The following is a 25,034-nucleotide window of genomic DNA, read 5'->3' as shown; positions in this document are numbered from 1 at the left end:
GACTGTGCAGGTGGGAGAGCGCCAGGGGAAGCGGCCGCGGGTGGCGCGGGATCTCACGCTGCTCGCGCTCGTGGGCGTTCTGCTGGTCGGCGCCCTGCTGGCCGGGGCGGGCGCCCTCTACCGGGAGTTCTACAGCCCGTCGGCGTTCGTGCAGCGGTACCTGTCGCTGCTCGAGGACGGGCGCGCGGCCGACGCCCTGGCCCTACCCGGCGTCGCCCTGGATTCCGCCGAGCTCGAGGCGGCGGGACTGCCGCCCACCGCATCCGATGCGTTGCTGCGCCGCGCCGCGCTCGGTAACCTCCGCGACGCCCGCATCACCTCGGAGACCGTCGACGGCGAGGATGTCGTCGTCGGGGTGCACTTCGTCGCCGGCGGCCATGACGGCGACGTCGACTTCCGGGTGCGCTCGGACGGCGTGATCGGGGTGGCCCCCGCCTGGCGGTTCTCGCAGAGCCCGCTGGCGGTCGTGGAACTCCAGGTGACGGGGTCGATGGTCTTCGCGGTCAACGACTTCGTGGTGGACAAGCGGCAGGTTTCGGTAGACGGCGTCGACGCCGACCCGTCCGCATCCCTCCCGCTCCTCGTCTTCTCCCCCGGCATCTACGCTGTCTCGGTCGACACCGCCATGGCCGAAGCGGACGGCGTCGCGGTCATCTCGAACGCCCCGATGCGCAGCGTCCCGGTCGAGGTGGACGCACGGCCAACGGTCGAGTTCACCGACCTGGTGCAGCAGCGGGTGGAGGAGTTCCTCACCGCGTGCGCGACCCAGGAGGTGCTGCAGCCCACCGGGTGCCCGTTCGGCTACGTCGTGAACAACCGCGTCGAGAAGCTGCCGACCTGGTCGATCGTGCAGCAGCCGCTGGTCACCCTGGTCGCCGACGGTGCCGGCTGGCGGATCCCGGACACCGGGGCCGTCGCGCACATCGAGGTCGGGGTGCGGTCCATCGCCAGCGGTGCGTACCGCGACGTGTCCGAGGACGTCCCGTTCCTCGTGAACGGCACCATCGAGGTGCTCGACGACGGCACCGCGTCGATCCGCATCGGCGGCGCCCAGGCGGGCTGAGTTCAGCGGGGGACGCGGGCGTCCCGCTCGGCCAGCTGCGCCAGTCGCGCGTTGTACGCCTCGAGCTCGGCGTCCCCGGTGCGATCGGCATGCCGGTCGCTGCGGCGCTGCGCACGGTCGTCGTTGCGACTCCATTGGATCGCGACCGTGATGCCGAGGATGACGCTCGGGATCTCGCCGATGCTCCACGCGATCCCGCCGCCGACGTACTGGTCCTCGAGCGGAGTCGCGCCCCAGGTGCGCCCCATCGAGCCGAACCATTCGGAGACGAACAGGCCGGTCTGCATCATGATGGCGATACCGAAGAACGCGTGCATCGCGATCACGGCGACGAGCGTCACGAGCCGCATCGCGTAGGGGAAGCGGAACGGGATGGGGTCGATGCCGATGAGGCTGAGCACGAACAGGTACCCGGTGATGAGGAAGTGGACCGTCATCCACTCGTGACCCAGGTGGTCGTAGAGGGACCACCGGAACAGGTCGCTGTAGTAGAACAGCCAGAGCGAGCCCACGAACATGCCTGCGGCGAACACCGGGTGGGTGACGACCTTCGCGAACGGGGTGTGCACCGCCCACATGATCCACTCCCGCGCACCGCGGGTGCCGTCGGTGCGCTTGCGGATCGCACGGAGCGCCAGCGTGATGGGAGACCCGGGCACGAGGAGCAGCGGGATGCCCATGGTCAGCAGCATGTGGCCGAGCATGTGCACGCTGAACAGGTAGTCCTGGTAGGCGTTCACCGGGCCGCAGGTGACCCACAGCAGCAGCAGCATGCCGAGGACCCACAGCACGGTGCGATAGAGCGGCCAGGAGTCGCCGCGGCGGCGGAGCCGGCGGACCCCGGCGAGGTAGAAGAAGAGCCCGAACGCGACGACGAACGCCCACAGCAGGTCGACGTCCCACTCCGTGAACCAGCGGAGCCCCACGAGCTCGGGGGGCACCGGGGAGTTGGTGAGGAAGGTCGCGGGGTCGCTGACGTTCGCGACGACCTCTCCGGCCGGCGTGGGGGTGCGGGCGAGCGCGGCTGCGGCGCCGCTGGCGATGCCCATGAGCGCGAGTTCGAGCCCGATGAGTCCCCAGAACCGGCGGGATGCGGCATCCTTCGTCGCCATCGCCCGGATGAGTCGGGTGCGGTACCAGGCGCCCAGCACCCCGAGGCCGAGGAGAGCGACGACCTTGACCGCGAGAATCGCGCCGTAGGGGCTGAGGAGGTTCTCCCAGGTGACCACGGCGACGGCGGCGCGCACCGTGCCGGAGATCGCCACGACCACGAAGGCGAGCAGGGCAATGCTGGAGTAGCGGCGGAGCGCGTCGACCAGCTCGATGCGCCCGAGCAGCGGGCGGATGATGACCATGAGGATGACGCCGCCGAGCCACACCGCCGCAGCCAGGATGTGCAGCACGAGCGACACGGTCGCCATGTTGTGGCTGGACAGCTCCCCGGAGTGACCCTGCGTTCCCATGGGGACGAGGCTCGCGAGCGCGAGAACCGCGACGATGAGGGTCGCGGTCCAGGACCGGACGGCGAAGGTGAGCACGGTGAGGGTGGCACCGGCCACGGTCGTGATCAGCCAGGTGCGGCCGAGTTCGGTCTCGAGCAGGAACCGGCCGAGCTGCTGGCCGAAGAGGGCGTCCGCACTGGGGCTGGCGTTCATCACGTTCACGAAGGTGAAGAAGCCGGTGACGGCCGCGGCGACGGTGAACGCGGCCGCGGCGATGGATGCGGTGTCCAGCGCGGCGTCGAACGCTCGGTCACCCTGACGCAGCGCGAACAGCGTGGTGACGAGGGAGCCGACCATGACCGCGGCGGAGAGGTTCACCAGGAGCGTGGCGATCGGCAGACCCCACCGGACCACCGGCCCGGCATCGGCAAGCGCCAACGGCGCGGCGCCCCCGCCGTAGGCGAGCGCCGCGATCAGGGCGGCGAGCGCCGTGACCACGAGGATCACGGGGCCCGCGATGCGCATCGGGGTCACCCCTCCAGCCTAAGCGCGCATGACAAAGGGGGACGCCTCTCGGCGTCCCCCCATCCGTCTGACGACGGCGTTCGTGGCGTCGTTACTTGACGGCGGCCTTCAGCTTCGAACCCGCGGTCACCTTGACGCGCTTGCCCGCGGGGATGGCGATCTCGGCGCCGGTCTGCGGGTTGCGGCCGGTGCGGGCGGCGGTGTCGACCTGCTCGAAGGCGATCCAGCCGGGGATCGAGACCTTGCTGCCCTTGGCGACGGCCTCGGAGACCGTGGTGAAGAGGGAGTCGAGCACGCTCGACACGGCGGACTGGCTCTGACCCGTGGCGCTGGCGATGCTCGCGACGAGCTCGGTCTTGGTGATGGACTTGTCGGCCATGTGGATGTCCTCCAGACGGCGAGAGCCGCCTTTTCTTGACGTGGTTCCGGAAGCGGACTCCCGGTTGGTCGGGTCGACCGCGCTCGAATATACCGGCGATCCGCGTGATTCCGCGGATTTTGGGGCATTTCGCGCACACTGTGACGGCGTGTCACCCCGGTTTCACCCGCATCCGGTCCCGAAACGGCCTTCCGGCCGCGGTCGCCTCACCTCTCCCGCCGCCGCGCATGTCCCACTTTCTGCAGAACATGTCCCACTTTCTGCCGCTCTAAGCCGGTCATACCGACAGAAAATGGGACATGCAGCACGGAGGGGCGCTTCGGGGGCAAGCGAAAGGCCGGGGCCCCGAACGGGATCCCGGCCAATCGATGGATGCTGTGGTCAGCTCACCAGCTGGACTTGGTGACACCGGGCAGCTCGCCGCGGTGTGCCATGTCACGGAAGCGGACACGCGAGATGCCGAACTTCGTGAGGACACCGCGGGGGCGGCCGTCGATGACGTCGCGCGAACGCACACGGATGGGCGATGCGTTGCGGGGGAGCTTCTGCAGCCCCAGGCGGGCGGCTTCGCGCTCTTCGTCGGTCGACGTCGGGGAGACGAGGGCCTTCTTCAGCTCGGCGCGCTTGGCGGCGTAGCGCTCGACGATCACCTTGCGCTGCTCGTTGCGCGCGATCTTGCTCTTCTTAGCCATGGGATCAGCGCTCCTCTCGGAATTCGACGTGCTTACGGACGACCGGGTCGTACTTCTTCAGCACGATGCGGTCGGGGTTGTTGCGGCGGTTCTTGCGCGTCACGTAGGTGTACCCCGAGCCGGCGGTCGAACGCAGCTTGATGATCGGACGAACGTCCTGGGCCTTCTTCGCCATTAGAGCTTCACACCCTTCGCGAGGAGGTCCTTGACGACCGACTCGATGCCGCGGGCGTCAATGACCTTGATGCCCTTCGCCGACACGTTGAGCTTGATGTTGCGGCCCAGCGACGGAACGAAATAGGTCTTCTTCTGCACGTTCGGGTCGAAGCGGCGCTTCGTCCGACGGTGCGAGTGCGAGATTGCGTGACCGAAGCCGGGAACCGCTCCAGTCACCTGGCACACTGCTGCCATGGTGATGTCTCCTTCTGTACCGTGAAACCGGACGGCTTCACCCAAGATCCCTTGTCTGCACCCGCGGATCACCCGGTCGTTTCCGACCTGATGGAGAAGCGGGTACGAACTACACGCAGGAGTGCGCGCAGACAAACGACGAGTTTAGCACGGACGGCGTGTCGGCCTTGACGGCGGTCACCGTCGGTTGGCCCTGACGGTGACCACCCCACTCCGCCGAGACCATATCCCCCGCGCGAGACCACATCCGTTTCGATGGGGTCTCGGCGAACGGATGTGGTCTCGGCAGGGTGCCGGGCGGGAGTCAGCGCGGGCCGACGTGTCGCCGACCGCGGACGAGGGCCACCCCCACCAGCAGCGCGAGGATGCCGAGAACGGAGGGGATAACGGGATCTGCCCCGGTGCTGGCCACGACCGGGTGCGACGTATCGCGCACGCCCGGCGACGGGTCGAGCAGCGGCCGCCCCGTGGGAGGTGCCGTCACGGCATCGGTGACGCGGTAGGTGCGGGTGACGATGACGGTGTTGCCGGCATGGTCTGTCGCACGGACCGCGAGCTGCCGCACCTCGGGCGTGACAACCCCCTGCAGCGCGCGGAGCGGCGCGGGGACGACCTCGCAGGAGGCGACACCCGACAGCGGATCGCTGCAGGTGAACGTGGGTGCAGGGATCGCATCCGCGGAATACAGCGCACCCTCGGCGGGCGAGGCGATCGTCACCGTCGGCGCGGCGCGGTCGATGCGGATCGTGATCGTGCGTGCGGTCCCCGGGTCATCCACCCAGAACGCCAGTGTCGTCTCGCCCTCCGCCCTGATCGTCACCTCTGCTCGCCCGGCGGCAGAGCCTTCGTCCGCCTGTGCGCCATCGGTGCGCCAATGGACGGTGGCGGCGGATTCGGCGGCAAGCGCGGCGCCGCGCGAGGAGTGCGCGACGGGGGTCTCCGCATCCGGGTCCGGCGCGGTGAGGACCACGGTCGTGTCGTCGGCGTACCAGCCGCCCGCCGGCACCTCCGGCATCTCCACCTCGATCGGAGTGGGCTCCGCCTCGTCGGCGTCGACCTGCACCGCGACCTCGCGGCGCGACTCGAAGCCGTCCGCATCCCTGACCGTGGCGACGAACCGCACGATGCCCTCCTCCGCCGGGGCGGCACCCGAGAGTCGCCCGGTGGCGGGATCGAGTGTGATCCACGGTCCCGTCGCGGATGCACTGAACGTGTACGGCGCAGTACCGCCGCGGGCGACCAACTGCGCATCCAGTGTTGCGCCCGGCTGCACGCTGACGGTCAGCGGGTCGAGGGTGAGGCCGCCGGCCGGACGCTGGGCGGTCACCGTGCCCGCCGCCCCGGTCCCCATTACGTTCACGGCGGCGACGCGCAGTTCGTACTCCACGCCGGGGGTCAGCCCGAACACCCGTGCGGAGAGCTCAGTGGCGTTCACCTGGACGACTGCGCCCTCCGGGAGGGCGGGTTCCGCCGTCACGCGGTACCCGGTGATGTCTGCACCGCCGTCGTCGGGCCGGTCCCACCCGAGGTCGATCGCGCCCTGCCTGCCGGCGGTTGAGGCCTCGACGTCCGCCGGCGCTCCGGGCGTCGTCGGGACGCCCCAGCGCAGGAGGAAGTCACCCTCGGTCATACCGGAGTACGCCGTGGTCCAGATACCGGTGACCGCGACGAGGTATCGCTGCCCCTTTTCGGCATCGAAGGTCGTGCGGGGGCTCCGCCACGTCTCGGGTTTCGGGAGGACGGCCGGCGCGTGCAGAATCGGGTCCGCGCCGTCCGGGCCGGGCAGGAAGACGAGCGCCTCGGGCCGGGCGATCTCGTCGGTCTCCGCATCCACCGTGAAGCTCACGAGACCGTCGGCCGGGGCGGTCCACTCGTACCAGACCATGCTGGAACGGAATTCGGCGCCGGAGGGCTGCGGCGGGATCGCCTCGATGTACCCGCCCAGGCTGTTCCCGGCGATCTCGCCGGCGGCTCCCCGGATGGTGACGGCGTCACGAAGCAGATCGTTCTCCGGCGCGGTCTGCACGGCGACCCGGTAGGTGGAGTCCCAGACGAGCGCGATGTCCGACTCGTCACGGCTCACGCGCAGGTAATACTCCTGGCCGCGCTCCTGCCGCAGTCCCGCATACCCGAGCTTGGGCTTGACGATGGCATCCACCGGTGCGATCCCGAAGTCACCGTCCGGATCGGCGGTGAACAGGTCGATCGTCGACGTGCCCCCGTACGTCCGGAACCACAGGTAGGCATCCGAGCCGCCCGTCCACCGGTACCAGACCGATTGCGCGGTGGGTGAGCCGCACTCCCCGCACGCATCCGGCTCACCCGGCTGCACGCCCGCGGCACCCAGGTCGCCGGTCAGCATCGCGTCGGCGGTCGGATCGAGCGATGTCGCGGCCGCGATGTCGTCGTTCCCCGGCCGGCTTGAGAAGCGCCATGCCCCGGTGAAACCCAGCGGATCCGATGATCCGGCGTACCCGATCACCTGCAGCGCGATGGTGTCACCCTTGTCCACGAGAATCTGGATCCTCGAGTAGGGGTACTTCGTGTGGCGCTCCCCGGCGGGTTCCAGCGTCGCCAGGGTGTCGCCGAGGTAGGCGTTGACCTGCGAGAAGGGGTCGCTGATCAGCAGCGCGCCCTCGTCCGGCGCCTGGTAGACGAACCACTGCGTGAGTTTCGCGGGGTCGCCGCCGGGCTCGCCCGGCTCGCAGGTGCTCCACCGCGTCTCGGCGTCGAACGTGCCGGCGGTACCGGTCAGTTCCGTCGCCTTCGCGAACGCGTCGTTGGCGGGCGGGTTCTTCGGTGCGACGTGGATCACCGCAGTCGCTATCGAGACGGAGCCGTCCGCAGCGGTGGATGTCACGGACGCCAGGTAATCCCCCCAGTTCGGGTACGTGACCGACGCCACCCGGGAGGCGGTGCCGGCCGGATACGACGTCGAGCTCCACCAGCCGGCGTCGAGGACGCTCGCGGCCCCGGTGGCGGTGCGGAAGGTGACGGTCCGCCCGGCGACGGTGTACGTGAAGGATGCGCGCGTGCCGTCGGCGGTCGCGTCGCCCCGCGCCGTCCCTTCGGCGGCGCCGGTCGTCCAGCCGGCCTCGCAGACGTCGCCGGAACGGACGATCACGGCCGCGGATGGCGTGGAGTCCGTGCTGCGCTGCTCGTCATCGATGGCCGCCACCCGGAACCGATAGCTGCCGGAGGTCAGCGGTACGGAGCCGGATCCGACGACGGCGGTGCGCTGGCGTCCGTCGACGGTGACCGGCGCGAGGGCCACACCGTTGTGGATCGGCGTGATTTCGAACGCATCCAGGTCGGTCGCGGGGTGCTGCCACGACACGACCGCGCGGCCGATCGCTGCCGTGGCCGCCAGCGCGGTCGGGGCGGCGGGCGGCGGCGGGGGCGGCGGCACCGGGTCACCGCAGTCGGCGACGGTTGCCAGTGCGCGGCCCTTTCCGTCCGCCCAGGTGACGTACCGGATGCTGCCCCCCTCCGACTCGACGGAGAATCCGTAGCTCGCCTTCGCCTGCCGGGTCGCGTCGGCGACTCTCTTTCCGGTCACGTTGTCGGTCAACGTGTACGAGCCGCTGAAGGTGGGCGACAGCTGCAGGATGCCCAAGACGCCACCGCAGGGACTGAACCACCACTGCGCGCTCGGTTCGGTGATGGAGGTCGTGAAGGTCGGGGTCTTCTTGCCGGAATCGAGGTCGAACATCTTCACGCGGGGGCGGGTGCCGTCGCTGTCGGCGATCAGCAGGAATCGCGCATCCGGGCTGAAACCCCACCCGGAGGTGGCGCCGGTGTCGGCAGCCGCCGCCGAGCGCACGGTTCCGGAGGTGCGGCTGAGGGCCGACGCGATGCTGAGGCGCGTGGCCGATGTGGGTTCGGGGACCGATGCGGTGCGGTCGGCCGGCTCGGTGCCTGCCGCCGCACGTTCGGGCACGGTGGCCTCAGGTGCGGTGGCGTCGGGCACCGGCTCCCCCGTCGGCGGCGTGCTCGGGGCAGGCGTTTCGTCCGACGGAGTCGCGGACGGAGCGCCCGAGGGGGACTCGGATGGCCGCGTGCTCAACGGCGGCGTGCTCGGGGGCGGCGTCTGGCCCGTGTCACCCGGCTCATCTCTCTCGGTGCCGGGATCCGTGCCGTCCGCCGGCTCGTCCGCCGGCTCGTCCGTCGCAGCGAGGCCGGGCCGAGTCGGAGTGGGGGTGGGCGTGGGTTGCGGCTTCGGGAGCGGAATCTTCGCGGTCACTTCCACGGGCGCGCTCTTCTTCCCCCATCGGTTCACGATGCGCAGCTCGAACGTGTACTTCACCCCCGGCGTGTAGCCGGTGAGCCGGATGTGGCGGGCTCCGACGTCCACCCGCTGCGAGGCTTCGGGGGCGATGGGATCGACGAGCAGCTGGTAGCCCGTGATGGCCCCGTCGCCCTGGTAGTACGGCTCATCCCAGGTGATCTCGATGTCCGTCGTTTTCTTCGGCACCGTCGCTTCGACGTTTCGCGCGGCGGACGGCGCTCCCGAGTCGCCGCCCATCCCACCCGGGTCGGATGCGGGAAAGACGATGGGCGCGCTGTCGGTCACCAGGGGCTGACCCCCGGCGCGGGCGGAGTACACGGACAGGCGCTGTTCGGTGTTTCCCTGCACCGCGCCGACGATCAGTCGTTCCCCGTTCGCGCTGAAGGCGAAGTTGATGCTCGACGCCGTGACGCCTGAGTCGCTCGCGATGACCTTGCCGGTGGAGCCGCTCAGGTCGTACAGCTGCCAGGCGATCATCTGACCCGCACCCAGGGTCCAGGTGAGGAACCGGTCTTCGTCGGGGCCGAACCCCCAGCGGCGGTCGGTCCCGCTCATCGGCAGCACCGTCAGCGGCCGGTTGCGGTCACCCGCGCGATAGATCGTGCCGGTGGTCTGTGCGACGACGATCTCGTACTCCCCCGAGGGCGACGTCGCGAGGTTGTCCGCGCGGCGCGTATACGCCGGGGCGACACCCGGATCGGGAGCGACGAACGGACCGATCTGCTCGCAGGCGCAGTCCGCGCTCTCCGCGGCACGTGCCGCGGGCGTGAATGGCCCGCCGGGCAGCACGGCGATGCCGAGGCCGAGCACGAGGCCGGCGATGAGAGGCGCAGCGATCCACGCGAGCAGACGGCGGGACAGGGGAAGAAGTGACATGAGCGGGTGCTTTCCGGGCAGGGGGCACCGCCCGGCCCACGCGCTGTCCGCGCGGGCCGGGTGTGCGTTCGGGGAGGACAGGGGGGACGGCCGAGGGAAGGGGTTATGGGTCGGATCAGTCCAGCGGGTGTCCGGTGCGGATGACACGTTCCGGGTCCCATGCGGCCACCACCGCACGGAGCCGTTCGACGGCGGCGCCGTACAGTGCGGTGGCGGCCTCGGGGGTGTCGGTGAAGTTCTTCACGACCGCGTCCGCGGCGTACGGCGCGAGGCGTTCGATCACGGCCGCGGCCGCGGAGCGGACGGGGCCCTGCGCCTCGGGGAACGGCACGATCCCGACGCTGTAGACCAAACCGGCGCCGTCGATCGATGCGACGGCGCCGCCGCCGGTACGTCCGGGGGTCAGCATCCCGCCGAGGTGTCGCAGCTCGATCGAGAGCAGCGAGGTCGACGACGGTGCGAGCGCCGCGTCCAGGAACGCCTCCAGCGCGTCCGGGGTGAGCTCGCTCAGCACGACACTCTCGCCGTACGCGGGGCTCGGCTGGTCGGGGTCGCCGTGCACGCTGGCCAGGTCGGCGGGCGACATCGGGCGCACGGAATCCAGCTCAGGGCCGAGCGCACGCAGCGGCTGTAGGAGGCTGTCGGCGGCATCGGCATCGGCCTGGATTGCCGCCTCCACCGCGACGAACGACCGGCCGCGGAGAAACTCCGGGATCTCGGGGATGGGCGGATAGCGAAGTACCCGGACGAGCGAGGTGACACCGTCCGGCAGCGTCTGCGCCCAGTCCCGCCAGGCGTGCGCGATCTCCGGCGCCCGCTCGAGCGGCCACATCAGGCCCCCCGCGACGATCTCGTCGATCGGATACAGCTGCAGCTCGAGCCCGGTCACGACCACCGGCGCGACACCGCCCCGTGCGGCCCAGAACAGATCGGCGTGCCGTGCGGCGTCCACGTGCAGCGATCGACCGTGCGCGTCGACCACGTCGAGGGCGCGGATGCTGTTCGCCGCCAGGCCGTGCGACCGCGCCAGCCAGCCGACGCCGCCGCCGAGGGTGAAGCCGGTGACGCCGACCGAGGGCGCCATCCCCGCGACGGCGGCGAGGCCGTGCTCCGCTGCCGCGCCCACGACCTGCGACCACACGGCGCCGGCGCCGACGCGGGCGCGCTCGGTCTCCGGGTTGATCTCGATCGTGTCGAGGGCACGTGTGCGCAGCAGGATCGTGTCCCGCAGCGACGGGATCGCGGTGGCGGCGTGGCCGGTGCCCTGCGGTGCGACGCTGAGCCCGAGCTTCCGTGCGGTCGCCACGGTGGCGACGACGTCCTGCTCGGTGGCGGCGTACACCACGGCGGCCGGATGCTGGTCGGCCAGCAGCTGCCACGCCCGGCGGGCGTCGTCCCAGTCGGGGTCGCCGGGTAGCACCACGGTGCCGGTCACCCGGGTGCGGAGGCGTTCCAGGTGATCGCCGGGGAGGATGCCGGCGTCGGGGGTGGATGCGGGGTCGTGCGCGGTCATCACGAGTTCTTTCTGGGCGAGGGGGGAAGGGAGGGAGGGGTGGGCACACGACGGATGCGTCGAGGGTGCCGCAGCGAAGGCGCGCGCCAGACCCTGCGGCGTCAGCGGACCGAGGAGCCGGCGAGGTCGCGGAGCACACGGTCGACGCCGGCGGGGCCGGGCGCCGCGGCGATGGCGTCGCCGATCCGCCGGGCGTGCTGTGCGAACGACGGCTCGGCCAAGAGGCGGTCGACGGCGCGGCGCAGCGGCGCGGGGGCGAGGCGCCCGCGGCGCGGCTGCAGGCGCAGCCCGGCACCGCTCCAGGCCACCCGGGCGGCGACCTCCGCCTTGTCCTCGGTGTTGCCGGTGGCGAGGATGGGCACGCCGTGAGCGAGGGCGTAGTGGACGCCGCCGTACCCGCCGTTGGTGACGAGCGCGCTGAGCCGCGGGAAGAGCCGGTCGTACGGCAGGAAGCTCGCGATCCGCGCGTTCGCCGGCAGCGAGCCAGCGGGAAGGTCGCGGCCGCCGGCGGTGGCCACGACGAGCACGTCTCGGTCGGCGAGCGCCTCGAGCGTCGGGAGGACGAGATCCTCGAGGTGCGCGTTCGCGACGGTGCCCTGGGTGACGTGGACGATCGGGCGGGTCTCCTGCTCGATCTCGTCCCACCACTCGGGCAGGGCCGTCGTGGAGGCATCGGCGAGTGAGACCGGCCCCACGAAGTGCACCGGCGTCCTCAGATCGCTGCGGGGGTACTCGAACTCGGGAACACTGAACTGCACCACGGCGTCGGCCAGTGCGGGATAGTTCATCACGGCCTCCCGCAGCTCGGAGCCCACGATCTCCCGCACCATCCGCTCGCCCGTGCGCTGCAGCTCGCTGAACACGAACCGCTCGGTTGTCCACGACAGGAAGGCATTGCGGGCGCGGCCGACGGGTCCGGGCAGTGGCGGAATCCCCAGCGCGAAGGGCGCGGTGTCCCGGCTACGCAGGCCCAACGGCACGATGCCGAGGTTCACCACCGGCGGCCGTTCGCCGGCGGGTCGGCACAGCAGCAGCATCCCGCCGAGGAACATGCTCTCGGCGAGCACGACGTCGGTGTGCTGGGCGCGCAGCTGTTCATCGACCGCGCGGAGCTGCGCCGGGGCCGGCTCGAGGAAGATGTGCTGCAGATCCCAGCGGGCGGCGGCAACCCCGGTCAGCCCGACGCGGCCGGGGAAGGCCGCATCCATGGCGCGGTCGTCGTAGTCGGCCTCCGCGGGGAGCGGGATCCAGCGGGCGCCAGCGTTTTCGACGGCGTCGCGATACCGCGCACCGGTGAGCACCCGGACGTCGTGGCCGGCCGCGGCGAGGTTCCGGGCGACGGCGAGCGTGGGCGCGACATGACCGTGAACCGGGGTGGTGCAGATGAGGACGGAAAGCATCGGAGGCCTGACTGTTAGGATGTTGAAAGAACTCCTGAAGTATTCACTACCCCTAGAGGAAAGTCAATAAGTGTCTCCCTACGTTTCTCCGTTGCGCGAAGCGCAAGCCGCCGACACCCGCCGCCGCATCCTGGACGCCGCCGTCCTCGTCTTCGGCGAGCAGGGATACTCCGGCGCGTCGCTGGCCCGCATCGCGACCGCGGCGGGGGTGTCGCTGGAGACGGTCAAGCAGCACGGGCCGAAGGCGGCGCTGCTGCTCGCCGCGTTCGATCACGCGTTCTCCGGCGCCGAGGGCGAGGGGCCGCTGCACGCCCGGGAGTTCGGCGAGCAGGCCGCCGCCATGCCCGGGCCGGAGTTCCTGCCGTACCTCGTCGATTTCATCGCGTCCGCCAACGCCCGGGTGGCCCGGCTCTGGCCCCGCGTGCTGGATGCGGCATCGGGTGATGCGGAGGTGGCGAAGCGGCTGGAGCTGCTGCAGGTGAGCCGGCGCCAGGACATGCTCGCGGGCATCGCGATGCTGCGCGAGAAGGGCGTGTGCCACAGCACCCGTCCGGACGACGAGCTGGCGAGCGCCTTCTCGTTCCTCATCTCCCCCGAAGGTCACACACAGCTCGTGATCGAGTCCGGCTGGTCGGAGGCCGCTTACCGTGCGTGGGTCACCACTGCCGTGGAGCGTCTGGTGATGCAGGACTGACGGCACCCCGTCTATCGCCGAGACCACATCCGTTCCGCGAGACCACATTCGATCGGATGTGGTCTCGGCGATCGGATGTGGTCTCGGCGGGGGCCTGCGGGCTCAGGCCTCGACGGCTCCGCGGCCGGGACGAAACGGCGACACGGTCGGGTCACCCGGGATCCAGAACCGCCACGGGAACGCCGAGGTGCCCGCAACTCCCGCGACGCCGACGCGCGGTCCGCTCGCGTAGGCCGCGAGGGGGGCGACCGGCAGCAGCAGCCGCGCCACCGCTCCGGCCTGCTCGGCGCCCGTGACCGCGTCGATGCCGTCGTGCACGGGATGCCGGAGGCCCACGGCGTCGCCGAGTCGCCCGGGCCCGCGGGCGAGGTCTCGCGGCGCGCGGACGACACCCCGGCGGGCGAGGCGGCGGCGGGTCGCCGCCTCCTGCCCCTCGATCACCTCACCGCCGCGCAGCAGAATCCCACCCGCGACGCCGACGGGCCCGCTGACCACGTTTACGCAGGAGTGGATGCCGTGGCTCAGGTAGACGTACAGGTGCCCGGACTCCCCCCACATCGTGGCGTTCCGGGCGGTGGGTCCCATCCGGGCGTGCGAGCCGGGGTCGGGGATATCCCCAGTCCCCTGCCCGTGATAGGCCTCGACCTCGGTGATCCGCAGCGCGACCTCGTCGCCGTCGACGACCGTGACCAGATGCCCGCCCAACAGTCGCGGCGCGACGTGCAGCGGCAGGTCGCTCAGCGCGTCGCGGGTCGCGGGTCGGAGCGCCGTCACGACACCGGCCCCTGACACCACGAGATGGCGAAGGCTGCGAGCACCGACACCGTCGAGCCGTCGTCGAGGTCGATCACGTGCGTGTCGACGGATGCCGGCACCGGCAGGTCGTATCCGGTGCGGTACGGGTTATCGGCCGCATCCGGCTGCACGAGGAACGCGCCGTAGCGCCCCGACGGCGACACGCAGGTCTGCAGCAGGGCGTCCGTGCCCGCCGCCTGGAAGACGGCGCGGGCGGCGCCGTCGGCATCGACCCGGTAGACCGCGGTCTGGTCGTTCGAGGTGAACTGCTGCAGCGTGGTGCCACCCGGGAGCGGCGCGACGCGACCGAGGTAGCCGTCGATCCCGTCGGCCGTGACGAGCGGCTCTGCGGTGCCGTCCGACAGATCCACCTCATAGAGGCCGTCGACGCGCTGGATGACCGCCGTAGCGGACCCGCGCGCGATGCCCTGGATGCCGGCCGCGTCGCCGAGGTCGACGACATCGCTGCCGTCCGGCGGGGCGAGCAGTAGTCGCCCTTCGAAGCTCAGCACCAGGATGCGGTCGGTGTCGGGCACGAATCGCCAAGACGCGGCGCTGACCGCATCCTCCCCCACTCGGATCGGCGTCGGCGCGGCGTCCGCATCCGCCCGCTTCACCGAGGCGGTGTACAGGACGCTGGCCTGGGCCCCGTCGGCCGACATGTCCGCGTCGGTGTAGGTGTAGCCGATGACGTCGCCGCGGTCCGCGCTCTGCAGCTCGGCGACCGTCCCGGTGCCGTCGCCCGGGAGCGGGAGGTCCCGCGCATCCTCGCCGGCGAGATCGGTGACGATGAGCGCGGGGAGGTCGTCGTCCGTGCGGACCGAGACGACCAGCGCGGAGGCGGTCGCGCGGAAGTCCTCGATGTGCGTGTGGGTGAACACCGGCTCCGCCTCGGTGCCGGTGAGTCCCGTGCGGTAGATGGTGTCCTCGTCGTCCCCGCGGCTCAGCATGAACACCTCGAGCGTGGGCGTGTGGAATGTGCGCGTGATGGTCGCGGCGGGTCCGCCGCCGACACCGGTGACCCCCGTGATCGTGACGGTGTAGGTGGTGTCGTCGTAGAGCGGCAGAGCGAACCGGAGGCCGATCGCCCGGCCGGACGTCGCGACGGTGGTCTCGATATCGGGGCTGACGGTGACCTGCGACGGATCGATGTCGGCGAGCGCCTGGCTCGTGGTCAGGATCAGGCGGGACCCGGATGCGGTGATAGCCGCCTGCGGATCGAACTGCTCCGCCGTGACGCGGGGGCCCTGCAGCGCGACCGCGGCCCCCGCGCCCGCGCCGACGACGACGAGACCGCCGAGGACCAGGGCGAACGCGCCCAGGTAGCCGCGGCGACGCCGGCTGTCGCGGTGGGAACGGCGCGACGGACGGTCAGTACTCATACGGCTCCGCCGGTTCGTCGACCGGGGTGATCTCCGACGCGAGGATCTCGAGTCCGCCACCGGGTGCGGTGTGAACGGTCCCGGCCACGGTGACCCATTGCCCCGCGGCGAACGAGGTCTCGGCGCCCGCGACCGGCACCGCGGCGGCCTGTGCGTCGATCACGCAGTGGGTGATGACGAGGCGGGTGAGGGCGAACCCGTCGGCGTCGCCCGGCCCCACGAACCCGGTGAGGGTGACCGCCTCGCCGTCGAACGACCCCGGGTCGGTCGCGGTGGCGAACACGCTCGCCCAGTCGCCCACGCCGAACGCGGACGTGTCGCCCTGCGTCGCCAGCGCGACGGTGTCCGCCCCGGCGAACAACGGCGCGGTGCCGGCGTCGCGCGATGCCGCGAGCTCGGCCGACAGGGATGCCGGCGGCAGGACGAGCATCCCGAGGACCAGGGCGGTGGCGAGGACACCCCCCGCGACCGTCGCTGCGCGCCCGAGCCCGGCTCCCCTCGCACGCGAGGAGGCACGGTCATGGTCATGTCCGTGGTCGTCCTCAGCGCCGAGCGGGAGGACGAAGCTGGCCGCGGCACCGACGAGCGTCAGCACGGCCATACCGACCGCGAACCACGCGGAGTCCGGGTTGATGTACAGGCCGATCCGGCCGGTGGCGGCAAGGCCCAGGGTCACGACGGAAAGGCTCGCGGCGAGCCCCACGCCGAGCCGGTTCACCACCGTTCCCAGCGCGAACGCGAACACCAGCACGACCGCGACGATCCCGACGAGGGTGCGGGTGGTGAAGGTGGTCCGCAGCAGCGCGATCATCTTCACGTCGACGAGCGGCCCGGTGACGAGGAACGCCACGAGCGACCCGGGGGTGAAGGTGGCGGCGAAGGACAGCGCGAAGAACGCATCCACGTTCGAGCAGATCGACACGACCATCGCCAGCGCCATCATCGCCACGATCGACAGCAGCGGGTTCGAACCGATCGCGAGCAGCGCGTCGCGGGGGACGAGCACCTGCACGGCGCCGGCGAGCGCCGATCCGATGACGAGCGCCGGCATCACCGCGCGGAATTCCACGACCAGTTGCGCGAGGCTCCGCCGGCCACGGCCGCCGGTCTCGGCACCGACGATCTCGCAGGTGGCGCGGAAGCGGTCGGTCAGCAGCGCGTCGGGCGACGGATGCCGGCTGTACAGCCAGCCGAGGAGGTTCGCGACCGCGAACCCGCCGAGGAGTCGCGCGACGAGCACGCCGTCGGAGAACCCGAACGCCTGATGCGTCGTGATGATCACGATCGGATTCACGATCGGCGCGGCGATCAGGAACGTGAGCGTCTCGGACACGGTGAAGCCGCGCAGCAGCAGGCCGCGCGCGAACGGCACGTTCCCGCATTCGCACACCGGGATGACCATGCCGAGGAGCGACAGCACCGCGCGCCGCGCCCACGCGCGCCGCGGCATCCATCGCTCCAGGACGCCTGCGGGCACCCAGACCTGCACGAGGATCGACAGCCCCACCCCGAGGGCGACGAACGGCATCGATTCGATCAGAACGCTGAGGGCGAGCGTCAGGCCGTCCTGCAGGCGCGACGGGACCGACCCCGGCAGCAGCTGCGGCGCGAACACGTCGATGACGACGAGCACGGCGATCGCCGCCACGCCCACACCCAGGCCGGCCACGGCCCCCGCCCCGCGGACGGGCACCTTCGCGGTCTTCGGGACGAACGGGCTACGCGTCGACACGCTCGGCATCCGCAGCCTTGGCACACGCCGCGCACAGGCCGAAGATGTCCACCACATGCTCGGCCCGGCTGAACCCGTGCCGAGCCGCGGTGCGCTGCGCCCACTGCTCCACCTCGGACGCCTCGATCTCAACGGCGAGGCCGCAGGACCGGCAGATGAGGTGGTGGTGGTGACCGGTACTGACACACGCGCGGTAGAGGCTCTCGCCCTCCGGGCTCTGCAGTGAATCGGCGGCACCGTCGGCGGCGAGAGTCGCCAGCGCCCGGTACACGGTGGCAAGCCCGATGCCGGTGTCGGCCTCGCGGAGCCGGGCGTGCAGTTCTTGCGCGCTGAGGAACCCACGCGCGTCGTTCAGCTCTTCACGGACGCGCTCGCGCTGCCAGGTGTTGCGCTGAGCCATGGCGCCGAGTCTACCGACGACCCTCTGAGCGGCGGCAGGGAAATGCGTCGCCCTGGCGCATCACTCGGTCACCGCCACCCGGTCGCGGCGCGCGCCGATCGCGCGGCACACCAGGTAGATCACGAACGACACCGTGGTGATGTACGGGCTCACGGGCAGCGTGCCCGCGACGGCGAGAAGGATCCCGCCCACCGCGGAGACGACGCCGAACACGGCCGCGAGCACGGGGACCGCGAGCGGTCCGGTGGCGACGCGCATCGCGGCGGCCGCGGGGGTGACGAGCAGCGCCATCACGAGCAGTGCACCGATGATGTGCACGGCGACGGCGACGACGAGCCCGAGCAGCAGCATGAACCCGAGCGATACCCACCGGCTCGGAACCCCGCGCGCGGCGGCGGACTGCGGGTCGAGCGAGTCGAAGCGCAGCGGGCGCCAGATGAGCAGCAGGCCCACGAGGACCACGGCGGACAGCACGATCAGCACGCCCAGCTGACCGCTCTGCACCGACACGATCTGGCCGGTGAGCAGGCTGAACCGGTTGGCGCTCCGGCCGCTGTAGAGCGACAGGAAGAGGATGCCGAGGCCGAGGCCGAACGGCATGAGCACCCCGATGATGGAGTTCCGGTCGCGGGCGCGGGCGCCGAGCCAGCCGATGAGGACGGCGGCGAGGAGCGAGCCGATCAGTGAGCCGGTGACGACGTCGACGCCGAGGAGGAGCGCCGCCGCCGCCCCGGCGAAGGACAGCTCGCTGATGCCGTGCACCGCGAAGGACATGTCGCGCTGGATGACGAAGACGCCGATGAGTCCGCCGACGATGCCGAGCACCGCACCCGCCCACACCGAGTTCTGGACCAGGGCGAGGATCGCGCCGTACTGCGCCACCCCGCCGAACAGGGCGTCCCCGACGTCGGACCAGTTCACAGCCCGGCCTCCGGATGCTCGTGCGCGTGGTGATGGTGGGTTTCGGCCGCATCCGGCGCCCCGACGACAACGAGCCGGTCGCCCGCACGCAGGACGAAGACGGGAGCGCCGTACAGCTCGGTGAGGGTGCGAGAGGTGAGCACCTCGTCCGGGGTGCCGAGCGTGAACCGGCCGCCGGCCAGGTAGAGGATGCGGTCCACCTTGCCGAGCACCGGATTGATGTCGTGCGTGACCAGCAGTACCCCGGCGCCCCGTTCGCGCCGGTGGCGGTCGATGAGGGAGACGACGGCCTGCTGGTTGGCGAGGTCGAGGCTCGTCAGCGGCTCGTCGCACAGCAGCAGCCCGGGGTCGTCGGCGAGTGCCTGCCCGACCCGCAGCCGCTGCTGCTCGCCGCCGGAGAGCACCCCGACCGGGCGGTCGGCGAAGGAGCCGGCGCCGACGGCGTCGATGAGCGCGTCCACGCGTTCGCGGTCGCCACGGCGGGGGAAGGGCAGACCGAACCGGTGCCCCTCGACACCCAGCGAGACGAGATCGCGGCCGCGCAGCGACGTGTGCCGGGGCAGCGGTCGCTGCTGCGGGATGTAGCCGATGCGACGATTTCCGGCCCGGCGGACGGGCTGGCCGAGCGCTTCGATGCGACCGGAGCTGAGCCGGTCGAGGCCCAGGATGGCGCGCAGCAGGGTGGTCTTGCCGGCCCCGCTCGGGCCGAGCACCGCGATCATCTCGCCCGGTTTCACGTCCAGGTCGAGGCCGCTCCACAGCTCACGTCCGTCGCGTTTGAGCGCGGCGGACGTGATGCGCAAGGGACTGTCGCCGGCGGTCACGGCGTCAGTGCCTCGGCGAGGTCGGTGACGTTCTGCTGCATCCACTGCAGGTAAGTCTGACCGTCCGGGAGCGTTTCCGTGAACTCCAGGACCGAAATCCCCGCATCCGTCGCCGCATCGATGACGGCCGTGGTCTCCGCGCCGCCGGTCTGCGCATTAGCGACGACGACGCTCAGCCGGCCGTCGCCGAGGAGGGACAGCACGTCGAGGAGGGTGGCGGGCGGGACGTCCTGGCCCTCCTCCACGGCTTCGCTGAAGTCTGCGGGCGTGACATCGTCGAGGCCCGCGGCGGCGAGGAGGTAGCCGGCGACGGGCTCGGTGGCGAAGACCTCGGCGCCGGTGTGGGCCGCGGCGATGTCGGCGAGCCCCGCGTCGAGCTCGTCCAGCCCGGCGGCGAAGTCGGCGAGGTTGCTGTCGAACGCGTCGGCGTCGGCGGGCAGCAGCGTGCCGAGCTCGTCGGCGATCGCCGCGGCGAGGGCACGCATGGCCTCCGGGTCGTACCAGACGTGTTCGTTGATGGCGTGGTCGTGCTCGTCGGCGCCATCGTGGTCACCGCCCGAGGCCTCGATCCAGGCCGGCGAGGAGTCGACCGCGACGATGACCGGCGCCGTCGAGCCGGTGGCGTCGACGAGGGTGTCCACGAACGTGTCGTAGCCGCCGCCGTTGACGACGATCAGGTCGGCCGAAGCGACGGTGAGCTGGTCGGTCGCGGTGGCCTCGTACTCGTGCGGATCCCGGCTCGCGGAGTCGACGATCGGGGTGACGGTGGCCGCATCCCCCGCGATCTCCTCGGCGATCTGCGCGTACACCGTGGTGGAGGTGACGATCGTGAACGTGCCGTCGTCGGATGCGGAGGGGCTCGCAGCGCAGCCGGCGAGGGTCAGGGCAGCGGCGAGCGCGGGGACGACGACGAGACGACGGATCGGGGGCATGACCCCACTCTATGGTTAATGAGAATCGTTCTCAAATCGGATGCGGCGCTCCTCGCCGTCCCACAACGGACCCGCTCTCAGTCGAGCAGGAGCGCGGGCTCCTCGAGCACCGAGGCCACGTCGGCGACGAAGCGGCTCACGCCGTCGCCGTCGATGACACGGTGATCGAACGAGCCGGAGACCGTCGTCACCCACCGGGGGCGCACCTCGCCATCAATGACCCACGGCTTCTGCCGGATGGCGCCCATGGCAATGATCCCGGATTCGCCGGGGTTGATGATGGGGGTCCCCGCGTCCATCCCGAACACGCCGATGTTCGTGATGGTGATGGTGCCGCCCTGCTGGTCGGCGGGGGTGGTCTTGCCCTCGCGGGCGGTGACCGTCAGGTTCTGCAGCGCCGACGCAAGCCCGTGCATGTTGAGATTCTGCGCGTCCTTGATGTTCGGCACGAGTAGACCGCGAGGCGTTGCAGCAGCGATGCCGAGATTGACGAAGTGTCGCACCCGGATCTCGGCGCTGCCGTCTTCCAAGTCGATCCACGACGCATTGATCATCGGAGTGCGTCGCACCGCCCAGATCACAGCCCGCGCCATGATGAGCAGGGGAGACACCTTCACGTCGGCGAAGTCCGGCGACGCTTTCAGCCGCTTGACGAGCTCCATGGTGCGGGTGGCGTCGACGTCGGTCCACACCGACACGTGCGGGGCGGTGTAGGCGGAGCGCACCATGGCGCTCGAGGTGGCCTTGCGGACGCCCTTCACCGGGATGGCCTCCTCCCGGTCGCCGGCGGGGGCGGGGGCGACGCGAGGAGACGTGGATGCGGACTGGATCGGGGGCGCGACGGCGGATGCGGCGACCTCCGGTGCGACGGGGATGCGCTCCTCGCGCACCTCGGGCCACTCCGGGGTCTCGATGTTGCGGAACACGGAGGCCTGTGAGGCGTGCTTGATGACGTCGTCGCGTGTGACCTCGCCGCCCTCGCCGGACGGCGTCACGGCCGACAGGTCGACGCCGAGATCGCGGGCGAGCTTGCGGATCGGGGGCTTCGCCACGACGCCGGCCGCGGCGACTGCGGGACGCTGCGCGGGCTTCCGGCGGCGGGAGGTGACGTCGCCGGCCGAGCCGTACCCGACGAGCACCGACCCGGAGCCGTCGTGCGTCGCCGTCGGGTGATCCGTCGGCAGCGGCGCATCGACGGGGGTGGCGGCCGCATCCGTGATGGTGATGATCGCGGCGCCGACCTCGACCGTGGTCCCCTCCGGCACCAGCAGATCGCCGACGGTGCCGGCGAACGGCGACGGCAGCTCGACGAGCGATTTCGCCGTCTCGATCTCGACCAGCACGTCGTTGACCGCGACGGTGTCGCCCGCGGCGACGTGCCACTGCACGATCTCGGCCTCGGTGAGGCCTTCGCCGACGTCGGGCAGGTGGAAGGTCTGGCTGCTCATCGTGGTCCTTTCGCCGTTCCCGGTGAGGGGTCGGGGAGGTGGGTCAGTACGCCAGGGCCCGGTCGACGGCCTCGAGGATGCGGTCGGGATCGGGGAGGTAGGTGCCCTCGAGCTTCGCGGGCGGGAAGGGTGCGTCGAACCCCGACACCCGCAGCACGGGCGCCTCGAGCGCGTAGAACGCCTGCTCGGCGACGGTCGCCGCGATCTCGGAGCCGAGCGAGGTGAACCCCGGCGCCTCCTGCGCATAGACCATGCGACCGGTGCGCCGCACCGACTCGAGGATCGGGCCGTAGTCGACGGGGGAGAGGGAACGGAGGTCCACGACCTCGGCCGAGACGCCCTCGGACTCGGCGAGCGCGGCGGCCTGCAGCAGGGTCGCGACCATGGCGCCGTGCCCGACGAGGGTGACGTCGGTGCCGCGGCGGACGACACGCGACGCGTGCAGCGGCAGCGCCTGCGACGTGAGATCGACCTCACCCTTGGGCCAGTACCGGCTCTTGGGCTCGAGGAAGATGACCGGGTCGTCGGAGAGGATGGCGTCCTGGATCATCCAGTACGCGTCGTTCGGCGTCGAGGGGCTCACGACCCGCAGGCCCGGGGTGTGCGTGAAGTACGCCTCGGGGCTCTCCTGGTGGTGCTCGATCGCGCCGATGTGGCCGCCGTAGGGGATGCGGATCACGACGGGCATGCGCATGGCGCCCTCATGGCGGTTGGTGATCTTCGCGAGCTGGCTCGTGATCTGGTCGAACCCGGGGTACACGAAGCCGTCGAACTGGATCTCGCACACGGGGCGGAACCCGCCCATGGCCAGGCCGATGGCGGTGCCGATGATGCCGGATTCGGCCAGCGGGGTGTCGATGACGCGGCGGTCGCCGAACTCGGCCTGCAGACCCTCGGTGATGCGGAACACGCCGCCGAGCGGACCGATGTCCTCACCCATGAGGAGCACGTGGTCGTCGCGCTGCATGGCCGCGCGCAGGCCCGCGTTCAGGGCCTTGCTCATCGGCATGGTGGTGGTGTCGGTCATGCCTGGCCCTCCCCGAAGGATGCCTCGTAGTCGGCCAGCCACTGGCGCTGCTGCTCCATCAGGGGATGCGGTTCGCTGTACACGTGCGTGAAGATGCCGTCGGCGGGGATGCCGCCGAGCGCCACCGTGCGGACTCGGATGTCATCGGCGTAGGCGGCGGCCTCCTCGTCGACGCCGGCGAAGAACTCCTCGCTCGCCCCGCGGGAGAGCAGGTACGCCCGCATGCGCGCGAGCGGGTCACGCTTCGCCCACGCCGATTCCTCGTCACCGGTGCGGTACTTGGTGGGGTCATCGCTCGTGGTGTGTGCGCCCATCCGGTACGTCATCGCTTCGATGGCGCGGGGCCCGTGTCCGGCCCGTGCCTCGTCCAGCGCCCGCCGCGTGACGGCGTAGCTGGCGAGGACGTCGTTGCCGTCGACCTGGATGCTTGGCATGCCGTAGCCGGCCGCCCGGAGGTGCAACGGCGCGGGCGACTGGGTGCGCACCGGCACCGAGATGGCCCACTGGTTGTTCTGCAGGAAGAAGACCTCGGGGGTCTGGAAGCTCGCGGCGAAGACCATCGACTCGTGCACGTCGCCCTGGCTGGACGCCCCGTCACCGTAATAGACGATGACGGCCTCGTCGCGCTCGGCGTCGCCGGTGCCGCTCTTGCCGTCGAAGGTGAGGCCCATCGCAAGGCCCGTGGCGTGCAAAGTCTGCGAGCCGAGGACCAGCGTGTAGATGTGGGTGTTGCCGTTCTTCGGGTCGTACGGATTCCATCCGCCGTGCGTGAGGCCGCGCATCACGCGGATGATGTCGAGCAGGTCGACGCCACGGATGCGGCACACCGCGTGCTCGCGGTACGACGGGAAGATGTGGTCCTGCGCCCGCGCGGCGCGGGCGGAGCCGACCTGTGCGGCCTCCTGGCCGAGGCTCGGCGGCCACAGCGCGAGATGTCCCTGCCGCTGCAGGTTGGTGGCCTGGCGGTCGAAGGCCCGGATCACCGCCATGTCGCGGTAGAAGGTCTCGAGATCGGCGTCGGGAAGCGCGTCGATCAGGTCGAGGTACGGCTCGGCGGCCGGCGTGGGGGCGAAGGAGCCGTCGGCGGCGAGAACCCGGACAAGATCCGGGTCATCGGTGGGGACGAGGTTCACCGTGTCGGCGGAGGTCACGTTTCCCACCGTAGCCGCCGTCCCGAGTGCCTCTCCGGAAGGGTCTCGACAATGGATGCGGCGATCCGTGTGACCTTCTCTACAGACTCCTCTTCGCCGACCGAGATCCGCAGCCCTTCCCCGGCGAAGGGGCGGACGATGATCCCGGCGGCCTCGAACGTCGCCGCCGCATCCAGGGTCTGCTCCCCGGTGGCCAGCCAGACGAAGTTCCCCTGCGCGTCCGGCACCTGCCAGCCGCCCTCCCGGAGGGCCGCAGCGAGCCGGTCGCGGCGGTCGGCGATCGTGCGCACCCGGTCGAGGAGCTCGTCCTCGGCGTCGAGGCTCGCGAGTGCGGCGTCCTCGGCCTGGGCGGTGACCGAGAGCGGGATCGCGGTCGCGCGGGCCGCATCCAGCACCCGCCGGTGCCCGATCGCGTATCCAATCCGCAGGCCCGCCAGGCCGTACGCCTTCGAGAACGTGCGAAGCGCCACGATGTTCGGGCGAATGACGCCGAGGTCGCGCAGGCCGTCGACGGCGTCCTCGCGGGTGACGAACTCCGCGTACGCCTCGTCGAGCACGATCAGCACGTCCGTGGGGACGAGCGCCACGAACTCATCGAATTCGGCCTGCGTCACCACGGGACCGGTGGGGTTGTTCGGGCTGCAGACGATGACGACGCGGGTGCGGTCGGTGACGGCTGCGGCCATCGCCGCCAGGTCGTGACGACCGTCGGCGGTCAGCGGCACCTCGACCCGGTCGGCGCCGGCGACGACGGCGAGGCCGGGGTACGCCTCGAACGACCGCCAGGCGTACACGACCTCGTCGCCGGGGCCCGCGGCCGCCTGCACGAGCTGGTACAGGATCGACACGCTGCCGGCCGCCACATGCACCTCGTCGGGGGTGACGCCGTACCGTTCGGCCAGGCGCCCGCGGAGGCGGGAGGCGGTGGCGTCGGGGTAGCGGTTCGCGCCGACCTGCGCCTGCATCGCGGCGATCACGTGGGGCAGCGGGTCGAAGGGGTTCTCGTTGCTCGACAGCTTGTACGCATCGGCGCCGGCTTGCTTGCCTTGCCTATAGGGGGGCAGGGCCGCGATTTCGGGGCGGATGCGGACGGGAATCGGCTCGGTCACCCGTCGAGTCTAGGAGCCGCCCCGGATCCG

21 protein-coding genes and 1 pseudogene are annotated in these 25,034 nt (G+C 71.2%); 2 read left to right on the top strand and 20 right to left on the bottom strand.

All coding sequences use genetic code 11. From position 1 onward, the window contains the following. Nucleotides 1–10 precede the first annotated feature (10 nt). Nucleotides 11–1,063 carry a hypothetical protein gene (locus tag NT132_RS11350; RefSeq protein ID WP_297788825.1) on the top strand — a complete coding sequence of 351 codons (1,053 nt, stop codon included), beginning with the start codon at nt 11–13 and terminating at the stop codon, nt 1,061–1,063. A gap of 2 nt (nt 1,064–1,065) precedes the next feature. On the opposite strand, the gene NT132_RS11345 is transcribed toward NT132_RS11350, so the two are convergent. The 8 genes from NT132_RS11345 to NT132_RS11310 form a co-directional block, all read right to left on the bottom strand. After that, nucleotides 1,066–3,030 carry a cytochrome c oxidase assembly protein gene (locus tag NT132_RS11345; RefSeq protein ID WP_297788920.1) on the bottom strand — a complete coding sequence of 655 codons (1,965 nt, stop codon included), beginning with the start codon at nt 3,028–3,030 and terminating at the stop codon, nt 1,066–1,068. 91 nt (nt 3,031–3,121) lie between these two features. Further along, nucleotides 3,122–3,409 (bottom strand): HU family DNA-binding protein, encoded by a 288-nt coding sequence (locus NT132_RS11340; protein WP_297788822.1) that lies wholly within the window; start codon nt 3,407–3,409, stop codon nt 3,122–3,124. A gap of 386 nt (nt 3,410–3,795) precedes the next feature. Beyond that, the gene (gene rpsN, locus NT132_RS11335) at nt 3,796–4,101 is read right to left on the bottom strand and encodes a 30S ribosomal protein S14 (protein ID WP_297788820.1); all 306 of its coding nucleotides are present in this window, start codon (nt 4,099–4,101) and stop codon (nt 3,796–3,798) included. A gap of 4 nt (nt 4,102–4,105) precedes the next feature. Continuing rightward, nucleotides 4,106–4,276, bottom strand: coding sequence for a 50S ribosomal protein L33 (rpmG, locus tag NT132_RS11330; protein ID WP_297788817.1), 171 nt, complete (start codon nt 4,274–4,276; stop codon nt 4,106–4,108). After that, nucleotides 4,276–4,512, bottom strand: a complete 237-nt coding sequence (rpmB, locus tag NT132_RS11325; RefSeq protein WP_297788814.1) for a 50S ribosomal protein L28 — start codon at nt 4,510–4,512, stop codon at nt 4,276–4,278. The genes rpmG and rpmB overlap by 1 nt, the downstream gene beginning before the upstream one ends. 304 nt (nt 4,513–4,816) lie before the next feature. Then, on the bottom strand, nt 4,817–9,676 hold the full coding sequence (locus NT132_RS11320; protein WP_297788811.1) for a fibronectin type III domain-containing protein: 4,860 nt from the start codon (nt 9,674–9,676) through the stop codon (nt 4,817–4,819). A 115-nt stretch (nt 9,677–9,791) separates the two neighbouring features. After that, nucleotides 9,792–11,189: an FAD-binding oxidoreductase gene (locus tag NT132_RS11315; RefSeq protein WP_297788808.1), complete on the bottom strand. Its 1,398-nt coding sequence runs from the start codon at nt 11,187–11,189 to the stop codon at nt 9,792–9,794. Between the two features lie 101 nt (nt 11,190–11,290). After that, nucleotides 11,291–12,589, bottom strand: coding sequence for a glycosyltransferase (locus NT132_RS11310; RefSeq protein WP_297788805.1), 1,299 nt, complete (start codon nt 12,587–12,589; stop codon nt 11,291–11,293). A gap of 91 nt (nt 12,590–12,680) precedes the next feature. Between NT132_RS11310 and NT132_RS11305 the strand changes: the two genes are divergently transcribed. Further along, nucleotides 12,681–13,283, top strand: a complete 603-nt coding sequence (locus NT132_RS11305; RefSeq protein WP_297788802.1) for a TetR family transcriptional regulator — start codon at nt 12,681–12,683, stop codon at nt 13,281–13,283. Between the two features lie 102 nt (nt 13,284–13,385). Here NT132_RS11305 and NT132_RS11300 read toward each other — a convergent pair whose 3' ends face one another. The 12 genes and pseudogenes from NT132_RS11300 to NT132_RS11250 form a co-directional block, all read right to left on the bottom strand. Further along, on the bottom strand, nt 13,386–14,057 hold the full coding sequence (locus NT132_RS11300; protein WP_297788800.1) for a DNA-3-methyladenine glycosylase: 672 nt from the start codon (nt 14,055–14,057) through the stop codon (nt 13,386–13,388). Then, a complete protein-coding gene (locus NT132_RS11295; protein ID WP_297788797.1) occupies nt 14,054–15,460 on the bottom strand; it encodes a hypothetical protein in 1,407 nt (468 codons plus the stop codon). The genes NT132_RS11300 and NT132_RS11295 overlap by 4 nt, the downstream gene beginning before the upstream one ends. Then, nucleotides 15,450–16,136 carry a TIGR03943 family protein gene (locus tag NT132_RS14385; protein ID WP_366940403.1) on the bottom strand — a complete coding sequence of 229 codons (687 nt, stop codon included), beginning with the start codon at nt 16,134–16,136 and terminating at the stop codon, nt 15,450–15,452. Before NT132_RS14385 ends, NT132_RS11295 begins: the two co-directional genes overlap by 11 nt. Nucleotides 16,137–16,166: 30 nt before the next feature. Further along, nucleotides 16,167–17,201 (bottom strand): annotated as a pseudogene (locus NT132_RS14380) (permease); the annotation flags it as partial. Beyond that, nucleotides 17,179–17,592 (bottom strand): Fur family transcriptional regulator, encoded by a 414-nt coding sequence (locus tag NT132_RS11285; protein WP_297788791.1) that lies wholly within the window; start codon nt 17,590–17,592, stop codon nt 17,179–17,181. The gene NT132_RS11285 and the pseudogene NT132_RS14380, both read right to left, overlap by 23 nt. 60 nt (nt 17,593–17,652) lie before the next feature. Further along, entirely contained in the window at nt 17,653–18,513 is an 861-nt protein-coding gene (locus NT132_RS11280) for a metal ABC transporter permease (RefSeq protein ID WP_297788788.1), read from the bottom strand. Then, entirely contained in the window at nt 18,510–19,337 is an 828-nt protein-coding gene (locus tag NT132_RS11275; protein ID WP_297788785.1) for a metal ABC transporter ATP-binding protein, read from the bottom strand. The genes NT132_RS11280 and NT132_RS11275 overlap by 4 nt, the downstream gene beginning before the upstream one ends. After that, nucleotides 19,334–20,269: a zinc ABC transporter substrate-binding protein gene (locus NT132_RS11270; protein ID WP_297788782.1), complete on the bottom strand. Its 936-nt coding sequence runs from the start codon at nt 20,267–20,269 to the stop codon at nt 19,334–19,336. The genes NT132_RS11275 and NT132_RS11270 overlap by 4 nt, the downstream gene beginning before the upstream one ends. A gap of 77 nt (nt 20,270–20,346) precedes the next feature. Next, the gene (locus NT132_RS11265) at nt 20,347–21,717 is read right to left on the bottom strand and encodes a dihydrolipoamide acetyltransferase family protein (RefSeq protein ID WP_297788778.1); all 1,371 of its coding nucleotides are present in this window, start codon (nt 21,715–21,717) and stop codon (nt 20,347–20,349) included. Nucleotides 21,718–21,760: 43 nt separating this feature from the next. Then, nucleotides 21,761–22,744, bottom strand: coding sequence for an alpha-ketoacid dehydrogenase subunit beta (locus NT132_RS11260; RefSeq protein WP_297788775.1), 984 nt, complete (start codon nt 22,742–22,744; stop codon nt 21,761–21,763). Next, a complete protein-coding gene (locus NT132_RS11255; RefSeq protein ID WP_297788772.1) occupies nt 22,741–23,895 on the bottom strand; it encodes a thiamine pyrophosphate-dependent dehydrogenase E1 component subunit alpha in 1,155 nt (384 codons plus the stop codon). Before NT132_RS11255 ends, NT132_RS11260 begins: the two co-directional genes overlap by 4 nt. Beyond that, the gene (locus tag NT132_RS11250; RefSeq protein ID WP_297788769.1) at nt 23,892–25,004 is read right to left on the bottom strand and encodes a histidinol-phosphate transaminase; all 1,113 of its coding nucleotides are present in this window, start codon (nt 25,002–25,004) and stop codon (nt 23,892–23,894) included. The genes NT132_RS11255 and NT132_RS11250 overlap by 4 nt, the downstream gene beginning before the upstream one ends. Nucleotides 25,005–25,034 lie beyond the last annotated feature (30 nt).

Origin of the sequence: Microbacterium sp. (genome assembly GCF_026393345.1) — a bacterium.
Classification (GTDB): Bacteria; Actinomycetota; Actinomycetes; order Actinomycetales; family Microbacteriaceae; genus Microbacterium.
This window is presented reverse-complemented; position numbering and strand designations above follow the sequence as displayed.

Coding starts and splice junctions, on each gene's coding strand:
- rpmB (WP_297788814.1), bottom strand. CDS start 4,512: ATGGCAGCAGTGTGCCAGGTGACTGGAGCGGTTCCCGGCTTCGGTCAC.
- NT132_RS11310 (WP_297788805.1), bottom strand. CDS start 12,589: ATGCTTTCCGTCCTCATCTGCACCACCCCGGTTCACGGTCATGTCGCG.
- NT132_RS11285 (WP_297788791.1), bottom strand. CDS start 17,592: ATGGCTCAGCGCAACACCTGGCAGCGCGAGCGCGTCCGTGAAGAGCTG.
- NT132_RS11270 (WP_297788782.1), bottom strand. CDS start 20,269: ATGCCCCCGATCCGTCGTCTCGTCGTCGTCCCCGCGCTCGCCGCTGCC.
- NT132_RS11315 (WP_297788808.1), bottom strand. CDS start 11,189: ATGACCGCGCACGACCCCGCATCCACCCCCGACGCCGGCATCCTCCCC.
- NT132_RS11320 (WP_297788811.1), bottom strand. CDS start 9,676: ATGTCACTTCTTCCCCTGTCCCGCCGTCTGCTCGCGTGGATCGCTGCG.
- NT132_RS11265 (WP_297788778.1), bottom strand. CDS start 21,717: ATGAGCAGCCAGACCTTCCACCTGCCCGACGTCGGCGAAGGCCTCACC.
- NT132_RS11340 (WP_297788822.1), bottom strand. CDS start 3,409: ATGGCCGACAAGTCCATCACCAAGACCGAGCTCGTCGCGAGCATCGCC.
- NT132_RS11345 (WP_297788920.1), bottom strand. CDS start 3,030: ATGCGCATCGCGGGCCCCGTGATCCTCGTGGTCACGGCGCTCGCCGCC.
- rpsN (WP_297788820.1), bottom strand. CDS start 4,101: ATGGCTAAGAAGAGCAAGATCGCGCGCAACGAGCAGCGCAAGGTGATC.
- NT132_RS11295 (WP_297788797.1), bottom strand. CDS start 15,460: ATGAGTACTGACCGTCCGTCGCGCCGTTCCCACCGCGACAGCCGGCGT.
- NT132_RS11260 (WP_297788775.1), bottom strand. CDS start 22,744: ATGACCGACACCACCACCATGCCGATGAGCAAGGCCCTGAACGCGGGC.
- rpmG (WP_297788817.1), bottom strand. CDS start 4,276: ATGGCGAAGAAGGCCCAGGACGTTCGTCCGATCATCAAGCTGCGTTCG.